The organism is Paracoccus aurantiacus (genome assembly GCF_007993065.1).
Taxonomy (GTDB): Bacteria; Pseudomonadota; Alphaproteobacteria; order Rhodobacterales; family Rhodobacteraceae; genus Paracoccus; species Paracoccus aurantiacus.
Genome location: NZ_VOPL01000004.1, coordinates 78,582 through 103,247, shown reverse-complemented (window position 1 = coordinate 103,247; position 24,666 = coordinate 78,582). Strand labels below are relative to the sequence as shown.

Annotated in this window: 26 protein-coding genes; 11 read left to right on the top strand and 15 right to left on the bottom strand. The window is 63.5% G+C overall.

The annotated features are described in order from the left end of the window. The first annotated feature begins 11 nt into the window (after positions 1-11). The gene (locus FQV27_RS11005) at positions 12-1,268 is read left to right on the top strand and encodes an SH3 domain-containing protein (RefSeq protein WP_147098376.1); all 1,257 of its coding nucleotides are present in this window, start codon (positions 12-14) and stop codon (positions 1,266-1,268) included. A 66-nt stretch (positions 1,269-1,334) separates the two neighbouring features. Here FQV27_RS11005 and FQV27_RS11000 read toward each other — a convergent pair whose 3' ends face one another. Continuing rightward, complete coding sequence (locus tag FQV27_RS11000) at positions 1,335-2,078, bottom strand: DUF1013 domain-containing protein (RefSeq protein WP_147098374.1); 744 nt, start codon at positions 2,076-2,078, stop codon at positions 1,335-1,337. Between the two features lie 194 nt (positions 2,079-2,272). On the opposite strand from FQV27_RS11000, the gene FQV27_RS10995 reads away from it, so the two are divergent. Further along, complete coding sequence (locus tag FQV27_RS10995; protein ID WP_147098372.1) at positions 2,273-2,911, top strand: ribonuclease T2 family protein; 639 nt, start codon at positions 2,273-2,275, stop codon at positions 2,909-2,911. 8 nt (positions 2,912-2,919) lie between these two features. On the opposite strand, the gene FQV27_RS10990 is transcribed toward FQV27_RS10995, so the two are convergent. The 3 genes from FQV27_RS10990 to FQV27_RS10980 form a co-directional block, all read right to left on the bottom strand. Beyond that, positions 2,920-3,831, bottom strand: coding sequence for an SDR family oxidoreductase (locus FQV27_RS10990; protein ID WP_147098370.1), 912 nt, complete (start codon positions 3,829-3,831; stop codon positions 2,920-2,922). Between the two features lie 62 nt (positions 3,832-3,893). Continuing rightward, positions 3,894-4,886: an NAD(P)H-quinone oxidoreductase gene (locus FQV27_RS10985; protein WP_147098368.1), complete on the bottom strand. Its 993-nt coding sequence runs from the start codon at positions 4,884-4,886 to the stop codon at positions 3,894-3,896. Then, on the bottom strand, positions 4,883-5,530 hold the full coding sequence (locus FQV27_RS10980; protein ID WP_147098365.1) for a COQ9 family protein: 648 nt from the start codon (positions 5,528-5,530) through the stop codon (positions 4,883-4,885). Before FQV27_RS10980 ends, FQV27_RS10985 begins: the two co-directional genes overlap by 4 nt. Positions 5,531-5,635: 105 nt before the next feature. Between FQV27_RS10980 and rpsU the strand changes: the two genes are divergently transcribed. From rpsU to FQV27_RS10965, 3 genes are all read left to right on the top strand, one after another. Further along, on the top strand, positions 5,636-5,842 hold the full coding sequence (gene rpsU, locus FQV27_RS10975; protein WP_147098363.1) for a 30S ribosomal protein S21: 207 nt from the start codon (positions 5,636-5,638) through the stop codon (positions 5,840-5,842). 132 nt (positions 5,843-5,974) lie between these two features. Further along, a complete protein-coding gene (locus tag FQV27_RS10970; protein WP_186827283.1) occupies positions 5,975-6,391 on the top strand; it encodes an META domain-containing protein in 417 nt (138 codons plus the stop codon). A 58-nt stretch (positions 6,392-6,449) separates the two neighbouring features. Further along, the gene (locus FQV27_RS10965; protein ID WP_147098358.1) at positions 6,450-6,761 is read left to right on the top strand and encodes an META domain-containing protein; all 312 of its coding nucleotides are present in this window, start codon (positions 6,450-6,452) and stop codon (positions 6,759-6,761) included. Here the strand turns inward: FQV27_RS10965 and recO are convergent. Then, positions 6,748-7,461: a DNA repair protein RecO gene (gene recO / locus FQV27_RS10960; RefSeq protein ID WP_147098356.1), complete on the bottom strand. Its 714-nt coding sequence runs from the start codon at positions 7,459-7,461 to the stop codon at positions 6,748-6,750. The two genes, FQV27_RS10965 and recO, sit on opposite strands and share 14 nt — an antisense overlap. Then, complete coding sequence (locus FQV27_RS10955) at positions 7,461-7,928, bottom strand: YbaK/EbsC family protein (protein WP_147098354.1); 468 nt, start codon at positions 7,926-7,928, stop codon at positions 7,461-7,463. Before FQV27_RS10955 ends, recO begins: the two co-directional genes overlap by 1 nt. Positions 7,929-7,968: 40 nt before the next feature. Here FQV27_RS10955 and FQV27_RS10950 point away from each other — a divergent pair, with 40 nt between their 5' ends. Both FQV27_RS10950 and FQV27_RS10945 read left to right on the top strand, forming a co-directional pair. Continuing rightward, positions 7,969-8,310, top strand: a complete 342-nt coding sequence (locus FQV27_RS10950) for a hypothetical protein (protein ID WP_222611692.1) — start codon at positions 7,969-7,971, stop codon at positions 8,308-8,310. Between the two features lie 141 nt (positions 8,311-8,451). Continuing rightward, a complete protein-coding gene (locus tag FQV27_RS10945; RefSeq protein ID WP_147098353.1) occupies positions 8,452-9,708 on the top strand; it encodes a lytic murein transglycosylase in 1,257 nt (418 codons plus the stop codon). Positions 9,709-9,788: 80 nt separating this feature from the next. Here FQV27_RS10945 and ntrX read toward each other — a convergent pair whose 3' ends face one another. From ntrX to dusB, 5 genes are all read right to left on the bottom strand, one after another. Further along, positions 9,789-11,177 (bottom strand): nitrogen assimilation response regulator NtrX, encoded by a 1,389-nt coding sequence (ntrX, locus tag FQV27_RS10940; protein ID WP_147098351.1) that lies wholly within the window; start codon positions 11,175-11,177, stop codon positions 9,789-9,791. Next, a complete protein-coding gene (locus FQV27_RS10935) occupies positions 11,174-13,459 on the bottom strand; it encodes a sensor histidine kinase NtrY-like (protein ID WP_342779886.1) in 2,286 nt (761 codons plus the stop codon). Before FQV27_RS10935 ends, ntrX begins: the two co-directional genes overlap by 4 nt. 63 nt (positions 13,460-13,522) lie before the next feature. Continuing rightward, the gene (locus tag FQV27_RS10930; RefSeq protein ID WP_147098349.1) at positions 13,523-14,953 is read right to left on the bottom strand and encodes a response regulator; all 1,431 of its coding nucleotides are present in this window, start codon (positions 14,951-14,953) and stop codon (positions 13,523-13,525) included. A 3-nt stretch (positions 14,954-14,956) separates the two neighbouring features. Then, on the bottom strand, positions 14,957-16,081 hold the full coding sequence (locus FQV27_RS10925) for a two-component system sensor histidine kinase NtrB (RefSeq protein ID WP_147098347.1): 1,125 nt from the start codon (positions 16,079-16,081) through the stop codon (positions 14,957-14,959). Then, positions 16,078-17,106, bottom strand: coding sequence for a tRNA dihydrouridine synthase DusB (gene dusB / locus FQV27_RS10920; RefSeq protein ID WP_147098971.1), 1,029 nt, complete (start codon positions 17,104-17,106; stop codon positions 16,078-16,080). The genes FQV27_RS10925 and dusB overlap by 4 nt, the downstream gene beginning before the upstream one ends. A gap of 297 nt (positions 17,107-17,403) precedes the next feature. On the opposite strand from dusB, the gene FQV27_RS10915 reads away from it, so the two are divergent. The 3 genes from FQV27_RS10915 to FQV27_RS10905 all read left to right on the top strand — a co-directional run bounded on the left by FQV27_RS10915 (position 17,404) and on the right by FQV27_RS10905 (position 21,012). After that, positions 17,404-17,970: a COG3650 family protein gene (locus FQV27_RS10915; protein WP_147098345.1), complete on the top strand. Its 567-nt coding sequence runs from the start codon at positions 17,404-17,406 to the stop codon at positions 17,968-17,970. Positions 17,971-18,169: 199 nt separating this feature from the next. Next, entirely contained in the window at positions 18,170-20,308 is a 2,139-nt protein-coding gene (locus FQV27_RS10910; RefSeq protein WP_147098343.1) for a YjbH domain-containing protein, read from the top strand. Next, on the top strand, positions 20,305-21,012 hold the full coding sequence (locus tag FQV27_RS10905) for a YjbF family lipoprotein (protein WP_147098341.1): 708 nt from the start codon (positions 20,305-20,307) through the stop codon (positions 21,010-21,012). Before FQV27_RS10910 ends, FQV27_RS10905 begins: the two co-directional genes overlap by 4 nt. 156 nt (positions 21,013-21,168) lie before the next feature. On the opposite strand, the gene FQV27_RS10900 is transcribed toward FQV27_RS10905, so the two are convergent. The 4 genes from FQV27_RS10900 to FQV27_RS10885 form a co-directional block, all read right to left on the bottom strand. Further along, positions 21,169-21,387: a hypothetical protein gene (locus FQV27_RS10900; RefSeq protein ID WP_377768796.1), complete on the bottom strand. Its 219-nt coding sequence runs from the start codon at positions 21,385-21,387 to the stop codon at positions 21,169-21,171. 196 nt (positions 21,388-21,583) lie between these two features. Next, complete coding sequence (locus tag FQV27_RS10895) at positions 21,584-22,372, bottom strand: metal ABC transporter permease (RefSeq protein ID WP_147098969.1); 789 nt, start codon at positions 22,370-22,372, stop codon at positions 21,584-21,586. Further along, entirely contained in the window at positions 22,365-23,189 is an 825-nt protein-coding gene (locus FQV27_RS10890; RefSeq protein ID WP_147098337.1) for an ATP-binding cassette domain-containing protein, read from the bottom strand. The genes FQV27_RS10895 and FQV27_RS10890 overlap by 8 nt, the downstream gene beginning before the upstream one ends. Positions 23,190-23,191: 2 nt before the next feature. After that, positions 23,192-23,683 (bottom strand): Fur family transcriptional regulator, encoded by a 492-nt coding sequence (locus FQV27_RS10885; RefSeq protein ID WP_246133077.1) that lies wholly within the window; start codon positions 23,681-23,683, stop codon positions 23,192-23,194. A gap of 61 nt (positions 23,684-23,744) precedes the next feature. On the opposite strand from FQV27_RS10885, the gene FQV27_RS10880 reads away from it, so the two are divergent. Continuing rightward, complete coding sequence (locus tag FQV27_RS10880; protein WP_147098333.1) at positions 23,745-24,659, top strand: zinc ABC transporter substrate-binding protein; 915 nt, start codon at positions 23,745-23,747, stop codon at positions 24,657-24,659. Positions 24,660-24,666: the final 7 nt, after the last annotated feature.

Sequence of the window (24,666 nt, the reverse complement as noted above, 5' to 3'; positions counted from 1 at the left end):
AGAGGCAGATGATGTTCGGCAAGTTGCTTTGCAGTGCCGCTATTGTGGCGGCGCTCTCGTCTCCGGTCTGGGCGGAAAGCACCACGACCCCGATAACCTTCGCCGCAGGCACCACCGGGACCGCCGTGACCGGACAGGTCACCGGCCGGGATACGGCGGATTTTACGGTCGAGGCAAAGGAAGGGCAACGGCTGCGGGTCGAGATGATTTCGAACCACCCGTCGAGCTATTTCAACGTCTATGCGCCCGGCGCGACGCCCGGCAGCTCGCAAGCGCTGTTCATCGGCTCCACTTCGGGGATGACGGCGGATCTGACCCTGCCAGCAGGCGGCACCTATCTGATCCGCACCTATCTGATGCCAAGCGCCGGGCGGCGTGACGAAAGCGCGCGCTTCTCATTGACTGTCGATGTGGCGGGGAATGGTCAGGCGACAAGCCCTGCGGCACCGTCTGCCGCGCCCGTCGCGGCACCAGAGACCGCGAATGCAAGCCCGAAGCCGCAAGGCAATACTGCGGACGGATTAAGCGGGGGCCCGGATTTCTGGCGCGTCACCGGCATTTCAGGCAAGCTGAATATCCGCTCTGACGCATCGACCGATGCATCCGTCGTGGCGACTGCCGCCAACGGAGACTCGTTGCGCAATCAGGGCTGCAAGGTCGTGGGCGTGCGCACCTGGTGCCAGGTCGAAACGACAGGTGCGACAAAGACTGCGGGATGGGCGGTAAACGACTATCTTCACGAGGGAAGCGCGGCACCGGCTACGCCGGAACCTGCATCTCCGCCTGCGCCGGCAAAGCCTGCGACGGCTCCCGGCACCGCGCCGGCGGCGACCTCGGCCGCGGCTGCGCAACTGGCGGGAGAGGCTGGACCGGCGCCCCGCGTCAACGGCACCCGCCCGCCTGCGGCACCGGAATCGAAGATCGGGCTTGGTGGCGTCAGGAAAGCGCCGCCTGACAGCCCTGAAAACGTCTCGACCCCGAAACCCCCGCAGAAGCCGGCAACCAATGATACCGCCAGCGGCACCATTCCCTGCTCGACCGGGCTTGGGGTGCCGACGCGCGATTGCAACTTCTCGGTCACGCGCGAGGGAGAAGGCACGGCTACGCTGCGTGTGGAATGGCAGGGTGGCAGCCGCGATATCCGTTTCGTGAAGGGCGCGCCTGCGCCACAAGACGGCCTGCGCACCGAACGCCGCGGCGATCTGACAGTCGTGAATATCGGAAATGAGCGCTACGAGATCCCCGACGCGGTCGTTTTCGGGGGCTGATCAGCGCGATCCGCACCCGCCGCGCCAGACGAAGCGGTTTTGTCTGGCGCGGCAAGCAGGGGCCGATTAATCTTCGTCCTCGTCGTCGTCATCCGACTCTGGCAGGTTGAAGAAACTGTCGGCGTTCAGATCCTGCTCGGGCTTTTCATCTTCGTCGCGGCTGAGGCTGAAATTCTCCAGCCCGGCAATTGCTGTGGGCAGGCGCGGTTCTTCGCCCATGGACAGCGACGTCTCTGTCGACACCAGCTTGCGGCGCTCGTCATCGCTCATCACGCCGCCATCGGCTGCGCGCTTCTTCGCGGCTTTCTGCACAGCCGAATCCAGCTCGGACTGCTTGGCAAGCCCAAGTGCGACCGGGTCGATCGGCTGGATATTGGCGATGTTCCAGTGGGTCCGCTCGCGGATCGCCTGAATCGTGGGCTTCGTGGTGCCGACCAGTTTCGCGATCTGCGCGTCCGCCAGTTCCGGGTGGAATTTCACCAGCCACAGGATCGCGGCCGGGCGGTCCTGACGTTTCGACAGCGGCGTATAGCGCGGGCCACGGCGCTTTTCCTCGCCTTCGGCGGCGGGGTTGTGCTTCAGCTTCAGCTTGTAGGCGGGATCTTTCTCGCCCTTCTCGATTTCGCCTGCGTCGAGCTGGTGCGAGCCGATCGGATCGAAACCCTTCACGCCGGTCGCCACATCGCCGTCGGCGATGCCCTGAATCTCCAGCTCGTGCATGCCGACGAAATCGGCGATCTGCTTGAAGCTGAGCGTGGTGTTGTCGATCAGCCAGACGGCGGTGGCCTTGGCCATCAATGGTTTGTTCATCGGATCTACTCCTTCGCGCATATCTTTCCCGGCCGGGAAAACGGCGTTTTGGCGAAGCCATCCACGTTTTCGGGAAAATTCGCGCCTTATATACGCTGTCAGAGCCAGAAGGGGAAGGCCAAATCGTGCCGCGCGGGGATGCATCGTCCGGCGAACTGTCCTATGCAGGTGCCGAAACAGCCGCGGAAAATTCCATGCGTCATCTTGTCCTTGCCGCCATTGCCGCGTTCAGTGCGCTGCCGTCTTCGGCCCAGACCCATCGCGCGGGAACGTTCGACTATTACGTCCTCGCACTCAGCTGGTCGCCCAACTGGTGCGCCTCGGCGGGCGACAAACGGGGGACGACGCAATGCGACGCGGGCCGCAAGGTCGATTTCAACCTTCATGGTTTGTGGCCGCAATACGAAGCCGGATGGCCGTCGAATTGCCGCACGGCAGAGCGTGATCCGTCGCGCCGCGAAAGCGAGGGGATGGCCGATATCATGGGTTCGGGCGGGCTGGCCTGGTATCAGTGGCAAAAGCATGGCCGCTGCACGGGCCTTTCGGCTGCGGGCTACTATCAGGCATCGCGCGATGCGTGGAACGCCGTGACCCTGCCCGATTACTTTGTCGATCTGGACAAGGATATTTCGATCCCGCCGGCAGTGATCGAGCAGGCGTTCATGGAATACAATCCCGGCATGTCGCCCGACGGTATCACCGTCACCTGCCGGGGCGAGGATCTGCAGGAAATCCGCATCTGCCTGACCAAGGACCATGAGCCCCGCGACTGCGCGCCCGATGTGCGCGCCGATTGCAGCCGCGAGGCGGTCATCATGGAAAGGGTGCGCTGAGCCGCGGGCTAAAGCCCGCTACCGCCGACCGAGCCGAAATATTCGCCGGTGATATAGCTCGCCTCATCCGAAGCCAGCAGAACATAGATGGGCGCGATCTCGACCGGCTGACCGGGACGTGCCAGCGGTTCCTTCTTGCCATGAACCTCGACCTTTTCGGTGGGCTGACCGCCTGAAACCTGCAGCGCCGTCCAGTACGGCCCCGGGCAGACCGCATTCACGCGGATGCCGCGCGGGGCAAGCTGCTTGGCCAGTGACTGGGCAAACGCCACATTCGCAGCCTTGCTTTGGGCATAGTCGAACAGGATCGCCGAGGGAGAGAAGGCCTGCACCGACGATGTGATGATGATCGACGCACCGTTTTCCAGATGCGGCAGCGCGGCCCTTGTGATCCAGAACGGCGCATAGACATTTGTCTTCATCGTCGCATCAAAGGATTCCGTGGTCAGATCCGTCAGGTCCTCGCAGAACTGTTGGCGACCCGCATTGTTGACCAGCACGTCCAGCCCGCCCAGAGCTGACACCGCCTGCTCGACCAGCGATGCACAGAAGCCTTCGTCGGTAATGTCGCCGGGAATGGCGATTGCCTTGCGACCCTCTGCTTCGATTGCCGCGATGACGCTGTCGGCGTCCTGCTGTTCGTCCGGCAGATAGTTGATCGCCACATCCGCGCCTTCGCGGGCAAAGGCGATCGCAGCCGCGGCACCGATGCCGCTGTCGCCGCCGGTAATAAGTGCACGCTTGCCATTCAGCCTGCCGGTGCCGCGATAGCTTGCCTCGCCATGATCGGGGCGCGGTTCCATCTTCGAGGCGAGGCCGGGAAAAGGCTGCGTCTGCGCAGGAAAGCCAGGGCGCGGCAGTTTGGGATCTTTCAGCGCGCCGCTGCGGAATACCTGATCGGGTGCTTGCTTATCAGCCATGATCGTCTCCTTTAGCAGGGGTAACGATCAGGCAGAAGCAAGGTTGCGAGATTTGCGAAACGTCAGTCGCCCGCCACGTTCAGCACGATCTTTCCGATATGATTGCTGCTTTCCATGCGACGATGCGCCTCGGCGGCCGCGTCGAGCGCGTATTCGCTGTCAATCAGAACCCCGACCTTGCCGGCGCCGATCAGTGGCCACAGCCTGTCGCGCAACGCCTGCGCGATGTGCGCCTTGGCGGCGTCGGATTGCGGGCGCAGGGTCGAGCCGGTGATGGTCAGCCGGCGGGTCATGACCTGAGCGAAATTGATCTCTGCTTTCGGGCCGCCAAGAAAGGCGATCATGACCAGACGCCCGTCCATATCCAGCGATTTCAGATTTTTTGCGATATAATCACCGCCGACCATGTCGAGGATCAGGTCCGCGCCCCCCGCCTCTTGCATGATCTTGACGAAATCCTCGCGTCGATAGTTGATTGGCGTCGCGCCAAGGTCCGCAATCGCCGCGCATTTCTCGTCTGACCCGGCGGTCGCCCAAACCCGCGCACCAAGGGCGCGCGCGACCTGAATCGCCATGGTCCCGATACCCGAGCTGCCGCCATGAACCAGAAATCGCTCTCCGGCCTGCAAGCGCCCACGCATAACGACGTTCGACCAGACGGTGAAGGCCGTTTCCGGCAGCGCCGCCGCCTCTCGCAGGGGCAAGCCATCGGGAACCGGCAACGCATGCGCGGCATTGCAGGCGACATATTCGGCATAGCCGCCGCCCGGCAAAAGCGCGCACACGCGATCACCCGCTTTCCACTGGCTGACGCCTTCGCCCACGGCAACGACTTCGCCAGCCCCTTCAAGACCCGGAAGATCCGATGCGCCGGGCGGTGGTGCGTAGGTTCCCTGCCGCTGCGCCACGTCGGGGCGGTTCACGCCGGCATATGCAAGGCGGATGACGATCTGGTCATGGCCGGGCATCGGCACGGGACGAGAGGTCTCGACCAATGTTTCCGGTGCGCCGGGTTCGGAAATCTCGATGGCGCGCATCGCGTCAGGCAGGGTCATGCGGTATCCTCGGTCGTGGTTGCGGATTTTGGGGCGCGTATCCAGCCGGTCGTCAGATCGCCCAGCATGGCGACCCCCGGAAAGGTGCGCGCCTTCGCCTTGAACTTTTCAAAGCGCATCACGTCTTCGATCCGGCGGTCGATAAAGTCGCGGGTATCGGTATGCGCTTCGGACGTGTCCCCAAGCCAGTAAAGCACCGTAGCGGCATAGACCGCGGACAGGGTTGCGCGCTTGGAATACCAGTTCACATCTTGCGACATATCGCCGATGCCGGACCATATCCTGTCCGCGGTTTCCCACAAAAGGCGCGCGGCCAGCGGCTGATTCTGCGGCAGCGCCAGCACTGACGACGCCGCGCGCACCAGTTCGGCATCCGCGAATTCAAGCCGCTTCGCCAGCGCGGCGGCGATCCGGTCGCGGATCTTGCCGTCTGTTTCATGCGCCATCCACGCTGCCAGCCGCGCATCGCCCTGCCGGTGAACCCATGCCGCCAGATCTGCCCCGCCATTGGGAAAGAATGCGTCTGCGACATCGCTTGCCAGCCCGATGTCACGCGCCCCTGCACGCAGGGCCGCGGCATTCATGCCGTCGAATGGCACATGGGTCAGTGCGGCCTCTGCCAGCCGGTCGCGCGTGTCGGTCATGATTCTCTGGCTCCTGTCAGGGCTGGACAAAGCAGCGTTTGCCACTTATATGGCGGCTTCCTGCAATTTCGATCAACTTTAACCTAGGAAGGTGGTGACAACCACATGCAGGTGAACGTTCGCGACAATAACGTCGAACAAGCGATGCGCGCACTGAAGAAAAAACTTCAGCGCGAGGGCGTGTTCCGTGAGATGAAGCTGAAGCAGCATTTCGAGAAGCCGTCCGTCAAGAAGGCCCGTGAAAAGGCCGAGGCCGTGCGCCGCGCCCGCAAGCTGGCCCGTAAAAAGGCACAGCGCGAAGGCGCTCTGTAAGACGAGCGAACCATGAGGTTCAAAACCCCCGTTGGCCCTGCCTGCGGGGGTTTTCGCTTTTGTGGCAGCGCGTCTTTTGGAACCCTGCCCTTTCGCAAAGGTTTTGCGTCGTCACGAAATGGAAACATGCCCATGAAGCTGCAACCTGCGATCCTCGCACTTCTGCTGCTTGGCGCCTGCGGGTCGCCAGATATCCCCGACAGGCAACGCCTTGACGGGGTCGACTGGAAGCTGATGGAGGTTAATGGCCTGCCCTGGCTGCATGACGTCTCACTTCGCCTCGATGGCGACCGATTGACGGGGATCGGCCCGTGCAATGCCTATTCCGGCCGGCGCGCTGGCACCGCACCCGCATTTGGCGCGCTTGAGCTGAATGCCACCGACATGCCCTGCGCCTCGCCCATCCGCCAGCGTGCAGAGGCGGAATATCTGACCATGCTGCCCCGTGCGACAGAAATCCGGCGCGATCATTCACGCATGGTGCTGCGCGGTCCGGGGCTGATGATGGTGTTCGACCGAAGGGAGGCGCGTGGTGACGAGGTTTTCTAGGGGTGCCGCAATCATATCGCTCGCCTTGCTGAGCGGGTGTGCGGCCGAGGGACCAACGATGACTGATTTCAATGGCAGCTACCGGCTGATCGACATCGACGGCAGCCCGATTCCCGGAACCGCGACGCTGCAGATTTCAGACAGCCGACTTTCCGGCACCGGCCCATGCAACGCCTACACCGCCCAGAACAGCGCCGACTGGCCGGTAGTCGATCTGCCCGCGATCGCCTCGACCCGCCGCGCCTGCCTGATCGAAGGCGGAGAGGCCCGGTTCCTTGACGCACTGGGCCAAGTCACGTCTGCAACGCGGTCGGCCGGAACTCTGACACTTCGCGGGCCGGATCACGTTCTGCGCTTCAGCGACGGGTAAGCCGCGCGACAAGCCTCTCGCGCGCGGCGGGAAGCGGCTTTCCGACATGGTCATGCGCAAGGCGCGTTGTCAGGAAATGGCCGGTCAGCGTCAGGGCGTTCGCAAGTTCGTCATTGCTAGGCGGCCCACCCAGCATCGCAGGCAGTCGCAGCAGACGTGGCGCATATTCGCCAGCAGCCTCTGCCGTCACTGCGCGGCCAGTGTTCGGGCTGACATAGGCCAGACCGTGCGCGACACCGCTGAGCGCGCAGCTTTTCAGATCAAGACCGAAGCCCATCTCATCCAGCAGAAGCAATTCCCACCGGACATATTCGCCGGCCCAGTCCGCGCCGGCATCCATCGCATCCCACAACGCCTCAGTTGCCTGCGATAACCGCGGATGCGGGTCGCGTTCGGCAAGCGCATAGCGCAGCAGCGCGGCGGTCGCGTTCATGCCGTCAAGCGCAGCCGCATTCGCAATCAACCCCGGACGCGCGCGTGCCGGTTCAAGCGTGAAGGTGCCAAGCTGATCTTCCAACCGCGCCCGCCACACCGCTGACACGCGATTGCCAAGTTGCAGCATGGCTGCCTTGCTGCGCCCCGCACCGCCCGGCACGATACCCGCCACGCGCCCGGCATCGGGGCTGAGAATATCGACAAGCGCCGCATGTTCGCCATGCGCGCGGCGAAAGATCACCGTGCCCTCGCCGCGCCATTCCATCAGACGATGAAATCCGCGACCCGCGCGCCGCTGATGCGGACAAGATCGGCAGGCGCGATTGCAAAGACGTGGCGCGGCGTTCCGGCCGCCGCCCAAAGCGTATCGAAATCCATCAGACGGGGGTCCATGAATGCCTCGATCGCGGAGCGATGGCCGACCGGCGCGACGCCGCCGATTGCAAAGCCGGTTTCGGTCCGGATCAGCGCCGCGTCCGCCTTGCCAAGCGGTTGGCCAGCCAATGCCGTCGCTTTCGCGGGATCGACACGGTTGCCGCCGGCGGTCAGGAACAGAACGACATGACCGCTGTCTTCGCCCCGGAAGATGATGGATTTCGCGATCTGGTCGATCTCGCAGCCGACTGCGGCGGCGGCGTCCGCTGCGGTTCTGGTGTCGCCCATCTCGCGGATTTCGGCGTTCAGCCCCGCCTCGCTCAATGCGGCCTCGACCCTTGCCAAACTCTTGCTCATCGCGCACTCCCGTTCTGAGCATTTTTCTAAGGGGGCTGGAATGGCGCAACAAGTCTATACGCTGCTGGTGCAGGTTGGCCGGTCCGAGGGCGACGGATTGCCGGAAGGTGCGACAGGCGCGGGGCTGCTGTGCTATGCCTCCGGCAAGGACGAGGCCGAGGCCGTGCGCGAAACGGTGGCGATCCTGAAGCAGGCGGATATGTCGCCGCTGGATGTGACAGGCTATGGCACGCTTGAGGAGCGAGAGGCCGACGGGCAGGAGATCGGGGCCGAGGACCGCGGCCTGATGCAGCGCGCGCTTGACGAAAATGCCGTGATCGTCGCCCAGATGCAGCCGTTCTTTGGCGACGAGGACGCGGTATCCGGGAACAGTGCGGATTAGCAGATCGCACCCGCTCGCGGTGTCCGCCGCACCGGTGATGCGCGGTTTTCCGCCGATGCTATAGGACGCGAATCACCCGGTTTTCCTTGCCTCTCGGCTACGTTATCGTTGCTGCAAATCACCTCAAAAGGCAGGGACGGAATGAGCAGAGTATCGACAAAACTGATGATCTCGGTGGCCGCGTTGGCGGTTCTGGCGGGATGTGCGGCCCCGGTCGGGTCGGTTTCGACCGGATCGTCGGTGACGCCCGCGCCGATCACCGGCGCATCGCCCGCGTCCGAAGCAGGGCTGCAGGCATGGATTCAGTCCTTCCGACCGCGCGCGATGTCGGCCGGGATCAGCGGCGCGACCTATGACCGCGCCATGCGCATCGCACGTTATAACCCCGAAGTGATCCGCCTCGACCGCAAACAGGCCGAGTTCTCGCGCCCGGTCTGGGAATATCTGGACAGCGCCGCGTCCGACAGCCGCACCACCAAGGGCCGCGGGCTTGCGCGCACCTATGGCGGCACGCTGGCGCAGGTCGAGGGCCGTTACGGCGTCGACCGCAACATCGTCATGGCGATCTGGGGGATGGAATCCAACTTCGGCGGCAACCGCGGCAAGATGCAGATCATCCCGTCGCTGGCAACGCTTGCCTACGATGGCCGCCGGGGCGAGATGTTCCAGAACCAGCTGATCGCGGCGCTGAAAATCCTTCAGGCCGGTGACACCGATCCCGAGCATATGCTGGGAAGCTGGGCCGGCGCGATGGGGCATACGCAATTCATGCCGACCTCGTATCTGGCCTATGCGGTCGATTTCAACGGCGATGGCCGCCGCGATATCTGGTCGGACGATCCGACCGACTCGCTGGCATCGACGGCATCCTATCTGAACCGCTCGGGCTGGGTGCCTGGCCTGCCTGCCGTGGTCGAGGTGCGTCTGCCGCAGGGCTTCAACTATGGCCAGACCGGCCGCGGCAACGTCAAATCCGGCGCGACATGGTCTTCGCAGGGCGTGCGTTCGGTCAGCGGGCAGCAACTGCCCTCGGGCGGGATCATCGCACCGGCGGGCGCGCAGGGTCCGGCCTTCCTGGTCACGAAGAACTTCATGGCGATCCGCGCGTATAACGCGTCCGACAATTATGCGCTTGGCGTGGCAATGCTGGCCAATCGCATCGGGGGCGGTCCGGGCATCGTGGGGTCGTTCCCGCGCGAAGCGGGTGCGCTGACCCATAACGAGAAAGAGGAAGTGCAGCGCCTGCTGAACCGTATGGGATATAACGTGGGCGAGCCGGACGGAGCGATTGGCGAAAAGACCATGGCCGCCATCAAGGCGTTTCAGCAGCGGATCGGCGTGTCGCCCGACGGCTATGCCAACGCGACGCTGCTGCAGCAACTGCGCCGCGCGACCTGACAAAAGAAAAGGCCGGGACGCGAGTCCCGGCCTTCCGGTAAACCTGAAAGGGCGCGGGGCATTGCCGCGCACTTTTCTGATCAGGCATCCTCTTCCTCGTCGACTGCCCGGCCACCCACGACGCCAAGCGATTTCAGCTTGCGGTGCAGGGCGCTGCGCTCCATCCCGACGAATTGCGCGGTGCGGCTGATATTGCCGCCAAAACGGTTGATCTGATTCAGCAGGTATTCGCGCTCGAACAGCTCTCGCGCTTCGCGCAGCGGCAGGGCGGTGATACGCGGACCAAGCGTCAGCGTGTCGGCCCCTTCGCCCTGTGGTCCGCCCTGCCCCTGCAGCTCTGACGGTTTGATCGCACCGCTATCCTCGGCCAGAATCAGCACCCGTTCGATCACATTGCGGAGCTGGCGGATATTGCCCGGCCAGTCCATCGCCTGCAGCGCCGCCTCGGTTTCGCCGGAAAGTTCCCGGACCGGCAGACCCTGCTCCTCATGGACCTGCTGAATGAAATAGGTGGCGAGCATCGGAATATCTTCGCGCCGGTCTGACAAAGACGGCACGGCCAGCGGCACGACATTCAGACGATCGTAAAGCTCCTGCCGGAAGCGGCCGGCCGCAATTTCGGCGGGCAGGTCGCGATTGGTCGAGGAGATGACGCGCAAATCCACCCGCACCCGGTCAGAGCCGCCGGCGCGCGCAAACTGCTGTTCCGTCAGCACACGCAGGATTTTCGGCTGCGTGCCAAGCGGCATGTCAGAGACTTCGTCGAAATAGATCGACCCGCCATGCGCCTGTTCCAGCAAGCCCGGCTCGACCCCACGATCATGGCTTTCGCGGCCAAAAAGGACCTCTTCCATCCGCTCCGGCTCTATCGTGGCGCAGGGAACGATGACGAAGGGCCCCTCGGCGCGGGGGCTGTGCGCGTGGATATAGCGCGCGGCGAGTTCCTTGCCCGCCCCCGGCTCGCCGGTCAGCATGACGCGGCCGTTCGATTTCGCCAGCTTGTCAAGCTGGTCGCGCATCCGCTTGAACGAGGCGGACCCGCCCAGCATTTCAGCAAGCTTGACATCTCCCCGGCGAAGCTGCGCGTTTTCGCGACGAAGGCGGTTGGTTTCCATCGCGCGGTTGATAACGACCATAAGCTGGTCGATGTTGAACGGCTTTTCGATGAAGTCATAGGCGCCTTGCCGGATCGCGGCGACAGCGATCTCGATATTGCCGTGACCAGATATGATGATGACCGGCACATCGGGATTGTTGCGCTTGACCTGCTTCAGGATGTCGATGCCATCCATCCGGCTGTCCTTCAGCCAGATATCAAGGATCATCAGCGCCGGTTCCGCCCCGTTCAGCGCATCCATCGCCTCGTCCGAATTGGCGGCGGTGCGGGTCGAAAAACCCTCGTCCTGAAGGATGTCTGCGATCAGCTCGCGGATGTCCCTTTCATCATCGACGATCAGAATGTCGCTCATGTCACGTCCTGCTCTTTGTTCTTGCGTGCAATGCGCACGGGGTTGCGTTCGCGGGGCAGACGCATCTCTGCCAGCGCACCCGAGCCGGGCGCGTCGGTCAGGATGAATGTGCCGCCGTGTTCTTCGACGATCTTCTTCACAATGGGCAAACCAAGTCCGGTGCCGCCGGGTTTCAGCGTCACATAGGGTTCGAACAGTCGCGATCGGTCTTCGGGCAGGCCCGGACCATTATCAGCGATGGAAATGGTGACCGAATCCGGGCTTTCGCTCAGCTCAACACGGATTTCCGGGCGCCAGTCCGGCGGCGGGTCATCGCGGTTTTCGTCAATCGCTTCCGAGGCGTTCTTCAGAAGGTTCGTGAACACCTGCGCCATCATCGTCGCATCGCAATCTACGCGAACCGGCTCTGCCGGGATGTCGCTGACAATTTCCGCCTTCACCGCATCCTGCTGCAAAAGCACGGTGTCGCGCAGCAATTTGGCGATGTCGGTTTCGCGCCTGTCCGGTTCCGGCATGCGGGCGAAGCGCGAGAATTCATCGACGATCCGGCGCAGGTCATTTGTCTGGCGGATGATGACATCGACATAGGAATCGACCGACTCTCGTTCTTCGGGATCGGCGGTGATCCTGCCGAACTTGCGCCGCAAACGTTCCGCAGAAAGCTGAATGGGGGTCAACGGGTTCTTGATCTCATGCGCCACACGACGCGCGACATCGCCCCACGCAGCCATGCGCTGCGCGCTGACCAGTTCTGTGACGTCATCGAACGCCACGACATAGCCTTCCAGCCCCCCATCGACGCCGTGGCGCACCGCCATGCGCACCAACAGACTTTCCATATGCCCATCGCGCACGAGGCGGATTTCGTCCTGCACCGTTTCGGCCACTGTCGAGGATAAACGCGCGAGAAGCGGCGCAAATTCCGGCACGACATCCGAAAGCGGACGGTCGTGATCGCGTGCCGGGTCAACACCAAGCATCCGCGATGCGGAGCGGTTCATGAAGTCGATATCGCCTTCCTCATCAAGCCCGATCACGCCGGCCGTGACGCTCGACAGGACGGAATCGAACAGGCGACGCTGCTCGTCACTTGCGCGGTGGCTTTCGACAAGCTCCTCTCGCTGCGCCTTCAGCTGACGTGTCATCCGGTTGAAGCTTTGCCCGAGCGTCTGGATTTCGTCGCCGGTATCGGCTTCGGGAATTTGCAGGTCCAGATTGCCTTCGCCAACCTGTTCGGACGCTTCGGCAAGCCGCCCGATGGGACGCGAAAGCCGCTCGGCAAACCACAGCGCCAGCCACATCGCGGCCGCGATCAGCAGCAGCGCGAAGCCAAGATAGACCAGCGAAAATTCCAGCAGGACGCGACCGCGATCACGTTCCAGTTGCTGATATTCGCTTACAGTCTGGCGCGTATCATCCAGCAGGCCAAGCAGCCGCCCATCAACATCGCGCGTGACATACAGGAAGCGGTCGGCCAGCGGCGGCAGCGCTACAAGCGCCCGGAATTCGCTTTGCCGCCAGTCTTCTATCAAGGTGATGCCGTCTGTGCGCGCCGCATCGAAATCCGTATCCGCCGGGCGCTCGAACCAGAAGTCGTATGAACGTTCGCCCCGCGCATGGATCGCGCCTGCCCCGTCTATGACATAGGCCTCGCGTAGCCCGCGTTGGATGCGGGCCTGCTGTTCGGTCAGGATCAGGCGCAAGTCACCGTCGTCGATCAGCGGGTCCGCCATCGCCGCCTGCTGCAGAACGCGGGCAATCGTGGTCGCGTCCTCGGTCAGATCGACGCGGTGCTCCTGCTGATAGGCCACGGCCGCAGATTGCGCGTTGCCGACGACTTCCTTGACGCGGTCGGAAAACCACCCCTCAAGTCCGATATTGATAACCACGCCCGCAAAAAGCGCGACAAGTACAGTCGGAACAAGCGCGATCAGCGCGAAGATGCCAACCAGTCGCGAATGCAACCGAGAGCCAGCGCGCGCGCGGCGTCGCGATGCGATCATCTGCGCAAGACGCATCAGAACCAGCCCAAGCAGCAGCAGCAGATAGACGAAGTCGAGAACCAGAACGAGACTGAGCCAACGCGAGCCGCCCGTGACCCCGACCGTGCCCAGAACAATGACCGTCAGCACCGCCAGAACCGGTGCCGCGACGACAATCGCGAGCGTTCCGAAGGTGCGCCAGCGCCGACGCGCAGCCAGCCGGGCAAGCCGGTCGGCCAGTTTCGCCGCGCGTATGGGTGTCAGGCCCTGTGCTGACATAAACTCGTTCTGCTCGGTCATGCGCCGCTTTAGCGGCGTCTTTGTTGCAACAACGCGACGCTTACCGCCGTCGCTGTGACCGTTTTACATCACCCTGCGGCGTCGTGTCACCTGAATATTCAGGTCGCTGAGCTTCTTCCGCAGCGTATTGCGGTTGATCCCCAGCAATTCCGCGCAACGAAGCTGATTGCCGCCGGTCGCATCAAGAGCGATTTCCAGAAGCGGAACCTCGATCTCGCGCAGGATGCGGTCATACAGACCCGAAGGCGGCAATGCATCGCCATGCAGGTCGAAATAGCGTTGCAGGTGATCGGCGACAGACGCGGAAAGCTGCCCGGCCCCACCGCCAGAGGGGCGGCTTACCGCACGCGGCGCCGCGGCCCCCTGACCGGCGGGCGCGGCCTGCTGACCCGGCATCTCGCGAAGTTCGTCCAACGTCACCGGACCGGAACCCGTCAGGGCAAGCCGGCGCAGCAGGTTTTCCAGCTGCCGAACATTGCCCGGATAGTCCTGCCCGCGCAGCTCGGCCAGCACCTCCTCCGAAAGCGGGCGCTCAGCCAGACCCTGCGCCGCGGCGCGCGCCATGAGGTGTCGGGCAAGCGGCGGAATATCATCGCGACGCGCGGACAAGGGCGGCACAGCAATCGTCGCCCCTGCAAGGCGATAGAACAGGTCAGCGCGAAGCCGCCCCTCATCCATTTCCTGCTGAGGATCGGGGCCGGCGGTCGACACGAGGCGCGGCGCGTCCCCGCTGCTGTCGGTTTGCTCCAGAAGTGCCAGAAGGCGGGTCTGCGCGGCGGGATCGAAGCCCGCAGGGTTTTCGATCAGCAACGTGCCGCCGCGAGCTTCCTGCACCGCGCGGGCCAGCGTGTCCGAGGCACCATCAGCCGGGGTCAGCACAACAAGCGGGCCGCCCGTCCGGTCCGAGAATTCGTGCAGCGCGCGCGCGATGGTGGATTTACCGACACCCGCCTGCCCAGTCACCATCACCGGAAGGTCCGCGTTCAGCACCTTGGCCACCAGACGGAACAGCGCCTGCATGGAACTGGCATGGCCGATCAGCAGCAGCTCTCGATCCGCAACTTCTGCCGCCTCGGCATGCGGGATTGTCTGCACCGGGCGGAATTGCGGCGCGAGGTCAGATTTGCGGGGCCGGCGCGCAAGTGCGTCGCGCGAACGCGACAACAGATCCGGCAGATCGAAGGGTTTGGGAAGATAGTCGAAGGCCTCAGCCTCGGTCGCGCGGATCGCGGTCACGATCGTGTTCTGCGCTGAAATCACGATCACGGGCAGATCAGGGCGCGCGCGCCGGATTGCGGGAATGGTGTCGATGCCGTTCCCGTCGGGCATCATCACGTCGGTTACGACCAGATCGCCGCGACCTTCCTCGACCCATTTCAGCAGTTGTTGCAGGCTGCCGGTCGCATGCACACGGCATCCCGCGCGGCTAAGCGCCTGTGTCAGCACGGTGCGGATGCTGCGGTCGTCATCGGCGATCAATATTGTTCCGTCCATATGTCAGGCCTTTGGTAATGAAATGCGGAATACGGTGCGGCCGGGCCTTGAATCGAGCCTCAGCCAGCCGCCGTGATCGGTCACGATCTTCGACACGAGCGCCAGTCCAAGGCCGGTGCCGTTTTCGCGGCCGGAAACAAACGGCTCGAAAATCTGCGAGGCGATCGTGTCGGGGATGCCGGGGCCGTCATCCTCGATCTCGATCTGAAGCGGCAGCGCCCTGCCCTTCGGCTCAGCCTCGCTGCGATCCACGCGAAGCGCGCCGTCATAGAAGGTCCGGATGCGAATCGTGCGCGCCGAAGCGCCCTCCTGCTTCTGTGCGCCAATCAGGGCCTCCGAGGCGTTCTTCAGCAGGTTCAGCGCCACCTGCATCAACTGATCGTCGTCCCCAAGCGCATCTGGAAGCGACGGATCGTATTCGGTGATCACTTCCAGATTGCGCGCGAAGCCCAGCTCTGCCGAGCGGCGGGCGCGTTCAAGCGTGTCGTGCAGATTGATCGCGCGCAGGTCCGGCGCGGTGGTGTCGCCGAAATGCTCGACCTGATCCAGCAAGGCCACGATGCGGCGCGATTCCTCGACGATCAGGTCGGTGAATTCGCGGTCATCCTCGGCCACGTTCATCGAAAGAAGCTGCGCCGCGCCACGAATACCCGAGAGCGGGTTCTTGATTTCATGGGCCAGCATTTCGGCCATGCCGATGGCCTGCCGCGCGGCCTTGCGCGCGGCGTGCCCCGGCTCCATCCGCTCGGCGGGATCGGTGGGTGCGATCAGCACGGTCACACCCTCGGCCAACGCCTCGGGCGCAGGCCCAAGATGGATGTCGCCATAGCGCGGCTGATGCCCGCCCGAACGGTCGCCAAGATCAAAGCGGACGCGTGGCAGCCCAAGCGGCCCCTGCGCGGCGCGCACCCGTTCAAGCAGCGGGCAGATCGATGGCTCGATGCGCAGCCTGCTCTGGATCAGTTCGTCATCCAGCCTGTGACCGAGCGCGATGCGCCGCGACAGGTTCAGCCAAAGCTCGGCCGCGTCATTGACCCCGACCAGCCGGTTATCCGCGTCAAGCATCAGACCCGGTAGGGGCAGCGCGTCGAAACTGGGGCCGGGCACGAAATTCGTTTCGATCTTCATGCCGCAACCCTCGTGCCCGGGCCCGGCGCATCGGCAAAAACCTGAAGGATAAGGCGCAGCGTCTCGGCCGGGCTTGGGGCGCGGAACAAAAGGGCTTTGCCTTCGGCACCCGCAGCATCGGCATACCAGCCCAAGTGCTTCCTTGCGACACGCAGGCCGGGATCTGCGCCATAGAATGACATCATGTCCTCGTAATGCGTGGCAACCAGATCGGCGAGATCGGCGCCCGTCGGAATAACCGGCGCCGGCGTCCCGCAAAGCTGATGCGCGACAAGCGCGAGCGTCCAGGGCGCACCCTGCGCCCCGCGCCCGATCATCACCGCCTCGGCGCCGGATGCTGCAAGCGCCGCGCGCGCAGTCGCCGCATCGACGATATCGCCATTCGCAACCAGCGGAGGGCGAGAAGGCAGGTTCGCGACGGACCGGATCGCGGCCCAGTCTGCGTGGCCGGTATAGAACTGCGCCCGCGTCCGCCCATGCACGGTCAGCATGCGAATGCCGGCGTCACGCGCCCGCGACGACAGATCCGCAGCGTTCAGGCAGTCGCCGTCCCAGCCGAGCCGCATCTTCAGCGTCACGGGCAGATCCACCGCACGCACGACCGCGTCAATCAGCGACAGAGCATGATCGAGATCGCGCATCAGCGCCGCCCCGGAAAGTCCGCCTGTCACCTTCTTGGCCGGGCAGCCCATATTGATGTCGATGATCCGCGCGCCCATACCCGCCACGATCCGCGCTGTTTCAGCCATTGGCGCAGCCTCGCGCCCGGCAATCTGGACGGATACGGGCACGGTCCCTTCCGTCAGCGCCTTGGCACGAACAGAGGCACGCGGCGAAGGACGATCCGTCACCATTTCCGAGGACGCGACCATCTCGCTGACGACCAGACCTGCCCCGAAACGTGCCACCGCACGCCGAAATGGCAGATCGGTGATCCCCGCCATCGGCGCCAGAAACACAGGCGCACCAAGTTCGACCCCATCCAGACGGATCGCGTTGGGGCGTTCGGAGTTGGTATTTTGCATCTTCGCCATGATCGCCATTTGTCTTCCAGAATGCGCATCTGCGGCTTTCTCAAGCAGAGAGAAACGCTTTTGCGGTCGATTTCGCACCAATATGTCTGCCATTTGTGCATCGCTTCAACAATTGCACATAAAACAGGCAAATTTTATTCCGTCGAGCCGACGACATCGCCGGCGCGGTGCTTGCCGGGTTCGGGGCGATTACGCTATGGCGGTGTCGAATGAAACGGTAACCCGCACTGGCGATCGGGAAAGGCCGACGAACAGAAACCGCCGCGACACAGAATGAAGGACACTCCGATGAAGCTTCGCCTTGCCCTGGTGCTGTTGCCACTTGCGCTCGCCGCCTGCGACGAACAGTCCATGAAGGATTTCCGCATGCCCTGGGACAAACCGCTGGAAGCCGCACCGCCGCCTGCCCCGGTCGATCCCATGCAGACCCCGCTGGTCGATCCCGCCGTCTCGCCCCGCGACGTACCGATCGAGGTCGCCGGCGAACAGGCCGCCGCCGCGACCGCCGAATCCGAAACCCTGAACACAGCCGCCTTCACCGGGCGCGGGAACGAACCCTTCTGGCGCGTCGACGTGTCGGGGACGACGGCGAAATATTCCACGCCCGAAAATCAGTCGGGCCGGAACGTGACGGTCCGCCGCCTCGTCTATGCGGGCGGGGTCGAATATATCGGCACGCTCGACGGCGCACCCTTCTCGGTCAAGTTCAGCGGTGCGGATTGCGTCGACAGCATGTCGGGCGAAAAATTCCCGATGACGGCGGTCTTGCGCGTCGGAACACGCAGCAACATGGGCTGCGCAAGCCCGGCCGCAGCACCGGCAGAGCAAACCGCCGACGCGACGCCTCCGGCCTGATCCGGTCGCACGACCCGATCTTGGAAGCGGGGGCCTGTCGCTTTGGCGTGGGCCCCTTGCCGCAAAGACACCAAAACTGCCTGAAAAGGGCAGTTCCGCAACAGGGCGCGGATTCCCGCCGCCATCCCAGGAACTGTGATTGGCGCGGCCAGCCTGCCTGCCTATAGTCGCCGTGACACGAATTCCCGAGGACCGTTACATGCACCGTCGCTTCCGCCCGTTGCTCCTGACCTCTACCGCGCTGCTGACGGCCTCCGTCTCGGCGCTTGGCGTCGCCTCGCCGACGCAGGGTCAGACACTGAACAGCTATGGCATGCCCGGTGCCATCGACACGCCCACCGCCGTCGCGCCGCCAGAGGGCGAACTTTCTGCGACGGTCAGCTACAGCGATTACGCCACACGCACGACGATCAGCTTTCAGCCGGTGCCGCGCCTGACCGGCGCGCTGCGCTATTCCAAGATCGACGGGCTGGATCCCAATCGCGACACGCTGAGCGATCGCAGCTTTGACGTTCAGTTCCAGTTGCTGAATGAGACGCAGGGCTGGCAGCCTTCCGTTGCCATCGGTCTGCGCGATTTCATGGGCACGGGTGTCTATTCGGGCGAATATCTGGTCGCGACGAAGACGGTCACGCCGCGACTGCGTGTGTCCGGCGGACTTGGCTGGGGGCGTCTTGCGGGCCAATGGCGGCGGACCGATTACAATGATGAGGGTGGCGATTTCAACGTCGGGGACTGGTTCTCGGGCGATGTGAAACCGTTCGCCTCGGTCGAATGGCAGGCAAGCGACAGCCTGTCTGTGCTGGCCGAGTATTCCTATGACGACTACGACCCCGAGGTTGACGATCCAAGCAAGGAACGGCCCGACGGAAAGTTCAATCTCGGCGTCAATTACCGCATCGGCGACACCTATCAGATCGGTGCATATACGATCGGCGGCAACGTCTTCGGCATCAAGGGCAGCGTCGCGCTGAACGCGCGTAAGTCCGCATATCCCTCGGGGCTGGAACCGGCCCCTGCGCCCGTTCGCCCCCGCCCGGCACCCAATGCCGATCCAGATGGCTGGTCCGGCGCATGGTCGGCCGATCCGACGGCGCAGCCCGCGATACAGACCGCGCTTGGCGATGCACTGAGCGGCGAGGGGCAGGTGCTGGAATCGATGGCGCTTTCGGCCAATCGTGCCGAGGTGCGCATCCGTAACAACCGCTATAGCCAGCAGGCCGAGGCGATCGGGCGGACCGCGCGCCTGATGACGCGCGCGCTTCCCCCGTCGGTCGAGACGTTTGTTATCACCTCGATGGAAAAGGGGGTGCCGACCTCATCCGTCGTCCTGCGCCGCTCTGATATCGAGCGTCTGGAAAACACCGCCTCGGCGCATATCGCCCAGCAGGCCCAGATCATCGACGCCGATCCGCGCGTCGCCGGGCTTGTCTATTCACCGGGTATCTATCCGAAATTCACCTGGAACCTTCGGCCCTACGCTTCCTTGGGCCTGTGGGACCCGGACGAGCCCTGGCGGTATGAGGCCGGCCTTCAGGCATCCGCGACCTACGAAATCCGGCCCGGTCTCATCCTGTCGGGGACGGTTCGCCAACGTGCTTTCGGGTCGCTGGACCAGAAAGGTCCGGGCGATCTGACGCCGGACGAATACGAGGCGCTCGGCACGGATATTGACCCGGATACCGGCATTCCGCGCGTTCGGTCCGACAGCCGGATGTATACAGGCAATACCAGTCCAACGGTCCCCGAACTTACATTGGCCTGGTATGCGAAGCCGACCGAAACGACCTATACCCGCGTAACGGCGGGCCTCCTGGAACGCGCCTTTGGTGGTGTTTCGGCCGAGGTGTTGTGGAAACCGGTCAATTCGCGCCTGGCACTGGGGGCAGAAATCAACCGCGTCCGCAAGCGCGATTTCCGCGATGCTTTCAGCTTCCGCGATTACGAAGTAACCAGCGGCCACCTTTCTGCCTATTACGACTTCGGCAACGGGATCTGGGGCCAGGTCGATGTCGGCAAGTATCTGGCGGGTGACAAGGGCGCGACCCTGGCGCTGAATCGCGAATTCGAGAACGGCTGGCGGGTCGGTGCCTGGGCCACCAAAACAGATATGAGCGCTGAAGATTTCGGCGAAGGCTCGTTCGACAAGGGGGTCAGCATCTCGATCCCGGTGACGTGGGCCATCGGAACGCCGACGAAGCGTCGTGTCGGCGGACAGATCCGCTCGATCGCACGGGACGGCGGCGTGCGTCTGCGCGTTAAGGACCGTTTGTACGAAACGGTCCGCGAAAGCCATACCAGCAATCTCTATGACGGATGGGGGAAATTCTGGCGATGACCCGCTTGAAAAGAAATGCCGCAGCATTTGGTGCAGCCGCGCTGATGCTTGCTGCCTGCGGCTCTGCCGGACAGGAAGATCAGGGTTCGCTTTATGGACAGTTGCGCCAGATAGCCGCCCCTGCGGTTGCACGTGCAACCGGTCAGGCGGATCAGGCTGCAGCGCCGGAAGCGCCGTTGAGTGCCGAAGAAATGGCGGCCCGCGCGCTTGCCGCGAACCCTGCCCCGCTGATTCTCGTCGGGCTGGAAAGCTCTGGCTCGATGCAGGTGATGGCGATGGTCGGGCAGAACGGCAATATGCGCACCTACATGACCCCGAACGAGCAGGCACTGATCATCCGGTCGGGCATGCTGACGGGGACGAAAGGATTGGGCCACGACCTGTCCGTCGCCGAGGTCGAGGGAACTGCCGCGCTGATCCGTGCCCGCCGCGCGGGACAGGCGACGCGCACCAACCGCTATATCGGTGGTGACGGCGTCGAGCGCCCGCTGCCGATGAACTGTACGGTGGCACTCGGCGAAGGGAAGAACTTCTCGTTCGCTGGTTCCGGCTGGAATGCAACGCAGGTCGTCGAGACCTGTCAGGGCGGTGGCATGGAAGTCCAGAATTCGTATCTGGTGACCGCATCCGGCCAGATCCCCGTGTCACGGCAATGGATCGGGCCGGATCTGGGCTATGTCACCATCCAGACGATCCGCCCCTGAGGCGGTGGAATTAATGGAACGCCCGGCGATTTTGCCGGGCGTTTTTTATTGCCCAAATGCCTGAGGCTTTGCGAAGTCCGTCGCGATATGGCCCCAAAAACGAAAAGGGCTGACACAAGGTCAGCCCTTCCGAAATCAAGTCCTTGCGGACAATGATTAGTTCGACGAGTCGTCGTCGTCGTCGTCCGAAGCGACTGCGGCGATGACGCCCAGCAGCAGCAGGGCCGGGACAACCAGGCCAGCGTTCGACGAAGCCGGCTTGGCGGCGTCGACGACAACAGGCTCAACTTCCACGACGGGGGCGACGTAGCCGCCAGCCAGAGCCGAAGAAGCGGTCAGGCCGAGGGCCAGGGCGAAGGTAGCAAATTTGGTCATGATCATGCTCCGTTTGGTATTGTGAAGGCTACTGTCTCCAGCAGCATCGGGGCGACAGTCTCACAAACCGCTTGGCTTTGAAAGCCGGATTAATCTTTCGGTTGAGCGGCTTTGCGCTGACTGTTGCATATTTCACAACACCGCCCTTACCGCCAGGTTCCTGCGCCGCAGCGGTGGCCGGCAGGCTCTGTTGCATTTATGCCATTGGCCGACGGAAGGGCAGCATAAACAGGAATATCGCGGCAGCTGCAGCGATGATCGACGGCCCTGCCGGGGTATCCGCGAAAAGACTGGCAGAAAGGCCGCAAGCGACCGAAACCGCCCCGATCAGCGTCGAAAGCAGGGCCATACGCTCGGGGCTGCGGGCGAAACTTCGCGCAGATGCGGCCGGTATCACCAGCAGGGCAGAGACAAGAAGAGCCCCGACGATGCGAATCGCGACCGCGACGATGATCGCCATGGCCAGCGTCAGGATCAGCCTTTCACGCGCCGGATTTATACCTGCAGCCATGGCGAGCTCTTCGTTGACGGTGGCCGTCACCATCCCCTGCCAGCGCCAGACCAGCACCGCTAATACAAGCGTCGCGCCGCCCCAAACCCAGATCAGATCTGCGCGTTGCACCATCAGGATATCGCCGAAAAGCCACGCCTCCAGATTGCTGCGCAGGCCCGGCACGAAGCTGGCAGCAACCAGCCCAACCGCAAGTGCGCCATGCGCAAGAACGCCAAGTGCAGTATCGACCGCCTCGCCCCGCCCCGCCAGATGCGCGACAAGCCAGCCCATCGCAACCGCAACACCGAGCGTCCCCAGATAGACCGGCGCCCCGAAGCCAAGGCTCAGCGCCACGCCGAGAATCGCCGCATGGGCGGTCGCGTCGCCGAAATAGGCCATGCGCCGCCACACAACGAAACAGCCAAGCGGCCCGGTCGCCAGCACAACCGCAAGCCCGGCAAGGCCCGCGCGGATCAGGAAGTCGTCAAGCATGGCCATGCGCCTCGCATTCGTGCTGAGGGCCATGGTCATGCTCGTGGTCGTGGCGGGCGTTCAGCAGCGCGCCGTCATGTGCATGATCGTGATCGTGTCGATAAAGCGCCAGCGTCTCGGCCGAATCGGCACCGAACAACGCCTGATATTCCGGTGCCGCGCTGACCGCCTGCGGCGTGCCGTGACAACAGACATGCCCGTTAAGGCAGATCACGTGGTCGGACGCGCGCATCACAACCAGCAGATCGTGACTGACCATCAGCACCGCAACGCCCGTCTCGCGCCTGATATCCTCGATCAGACGGTAGAACGCGACGATACCCGGCTGGTCCAGTCCCTGTGTCGGCTCGTCCAGCACCAGCAATTGCGGGTCGTTGAGAAGCGCGCGGGCCAGCAGGACGCGCTGAAACTGGCCGCCGGACAGCCGGGCAATCTGCCGGGATTGCAGCCCTTCCGCACCCACACGAGCGAGCGCCGCGGCGGCATCCGCATCACTGACACTGCGTGGCAAAGACAGGAAACGGCGAACGGTCATCGGGATGCGATCATCGACATGAACCCGTTGCGGGACATAGCCGATACGCAGCCCTGCGCGCCGCTCGACCTCGCCGGACTGGGCAGTGACATGCCCGAGGATCGAGCGCACGAGCGTCGATTTGCCAGAGCCGTTCGGCCCGACCACAGTGACGATCTCTGCCGGGCGAATCGCGAGGTTGACGCCCTGAAGGATTGCACGCTCTGCACCCGGCAGATGCACTGTCAGTCCCCGCGCCTCGATCAGCGGTGCCCGATTCGCCAGACTTGCTTTGTCCGCCATGGTCATTCCTCTGCTGCGCAGCCAGCGCAGCGCCCCAGTGCCTCTATCGTCAGCCGTTCGACCTCGAAGCCAAGAGCGTCTGCCTGTGACCCCAGCGCGCTGCGCAGGGTGGCCGCGTCCATCTCTTCTACATTCTGGCAGACCCGGCAGATCAGGAAGGCCGGTGCATGGCCATCGGAATGATCCGACTGGCAGGCCGCAAAGGCGTTCAGGCGCTGCACGCGATGCGCCAGCCCGTTTTCGACCAGGAAATCCAGCGCGCGATAGGCAACCGGGGGCTGCTTTCCCAACCCTTCGGCCGACAGGCGTTCAAGAACCTCATACGCACCAAGGGCGCGATGACGTTCCAGCAGAATTTCCAGCACACGACGCCGCACGGGGGTCAGGCGCAGCCCGCGCGCGGCGGCGAGTTCGTCCGCGCGGACGAGTGCGGCATGTGAACAGGCGCTATGATCGTGACGTTCGAAAGCTGTCGGCATGTTATGATGTAACATTCCCATTGACTTGTTATGTTATTACATACACATTTCTGCCGCATCTACAAGGAAAGACCCCATGCGCGCCCAGATAATTGCCCTCATCTCGCTGCTCGCGACACCCGCGACCGCTCAATCGCTGAATGTGCTTACCGATTTGCCCCTGACCGCCTCGCTTGTGCAGCAGGTTGCGGGCGATTTGGTCGAGGTCGCGCCGCTGCTCGATCAGGGCGCCGATCCACATCATTTTCAGCTTCGCCCCAGTCAGGCGCGTGCCTTGCAGGGCACCGATCTTCTGGTCTGGATCGGCCCGGAACTTACCCCGTCGCTGGCGCGTGCGGCCGAGCAGCTTGAAAGCCCGCATCAGATCGCATTGTTGCATGAACCGTCGACGAAACTTCAGGACTTCGCGGCGAGTGAAGGGCATGAGGGGCATGATCATGACCATGCTGCCGGCGGCACTGACGCACATCTTGACCCGCACGCCTGGCTTGATCCGGATAACGCACTGGCATGGCTGGACGTCATCGCAGCGAAATTCGCCGAGCTTGACCCCGCGAATGCCGAAACCTACCGGGCGAATGCCGAATCCGCGAAGGGTCGTCTGGCCGAAACCGATGCCGCGCTGAAGCAGATGCTCGCCCCCGCGCAGGGCAAGACGTTTGTCACCTTTCACGATGCCTATGGATATTTTACCCGGCACTATGGGCTGCAGGACGCGATCGCCGTGTCACTTGGCGACGCAACGACGCCATCTGCAGCCCGTATCCGCGATGTACAGGCGCGCATCAAGGCATCGGATGCGGTCTGCGCCTTTCCCGAGGCGAATCAATCGCGCGCGGCGATAGAGGCCGTTTCTGTTGGCACGACCCTGCGCATCGGCGAGCCGCTTTCGCCGGAAGGAACAGACATAGACACTAGTCCAGACACTTACAAAGACATTCTCGAAGCGACAGGACGCCGGATCGCCGAATGCTTCACTGGAAATCCGTAATTCCGAC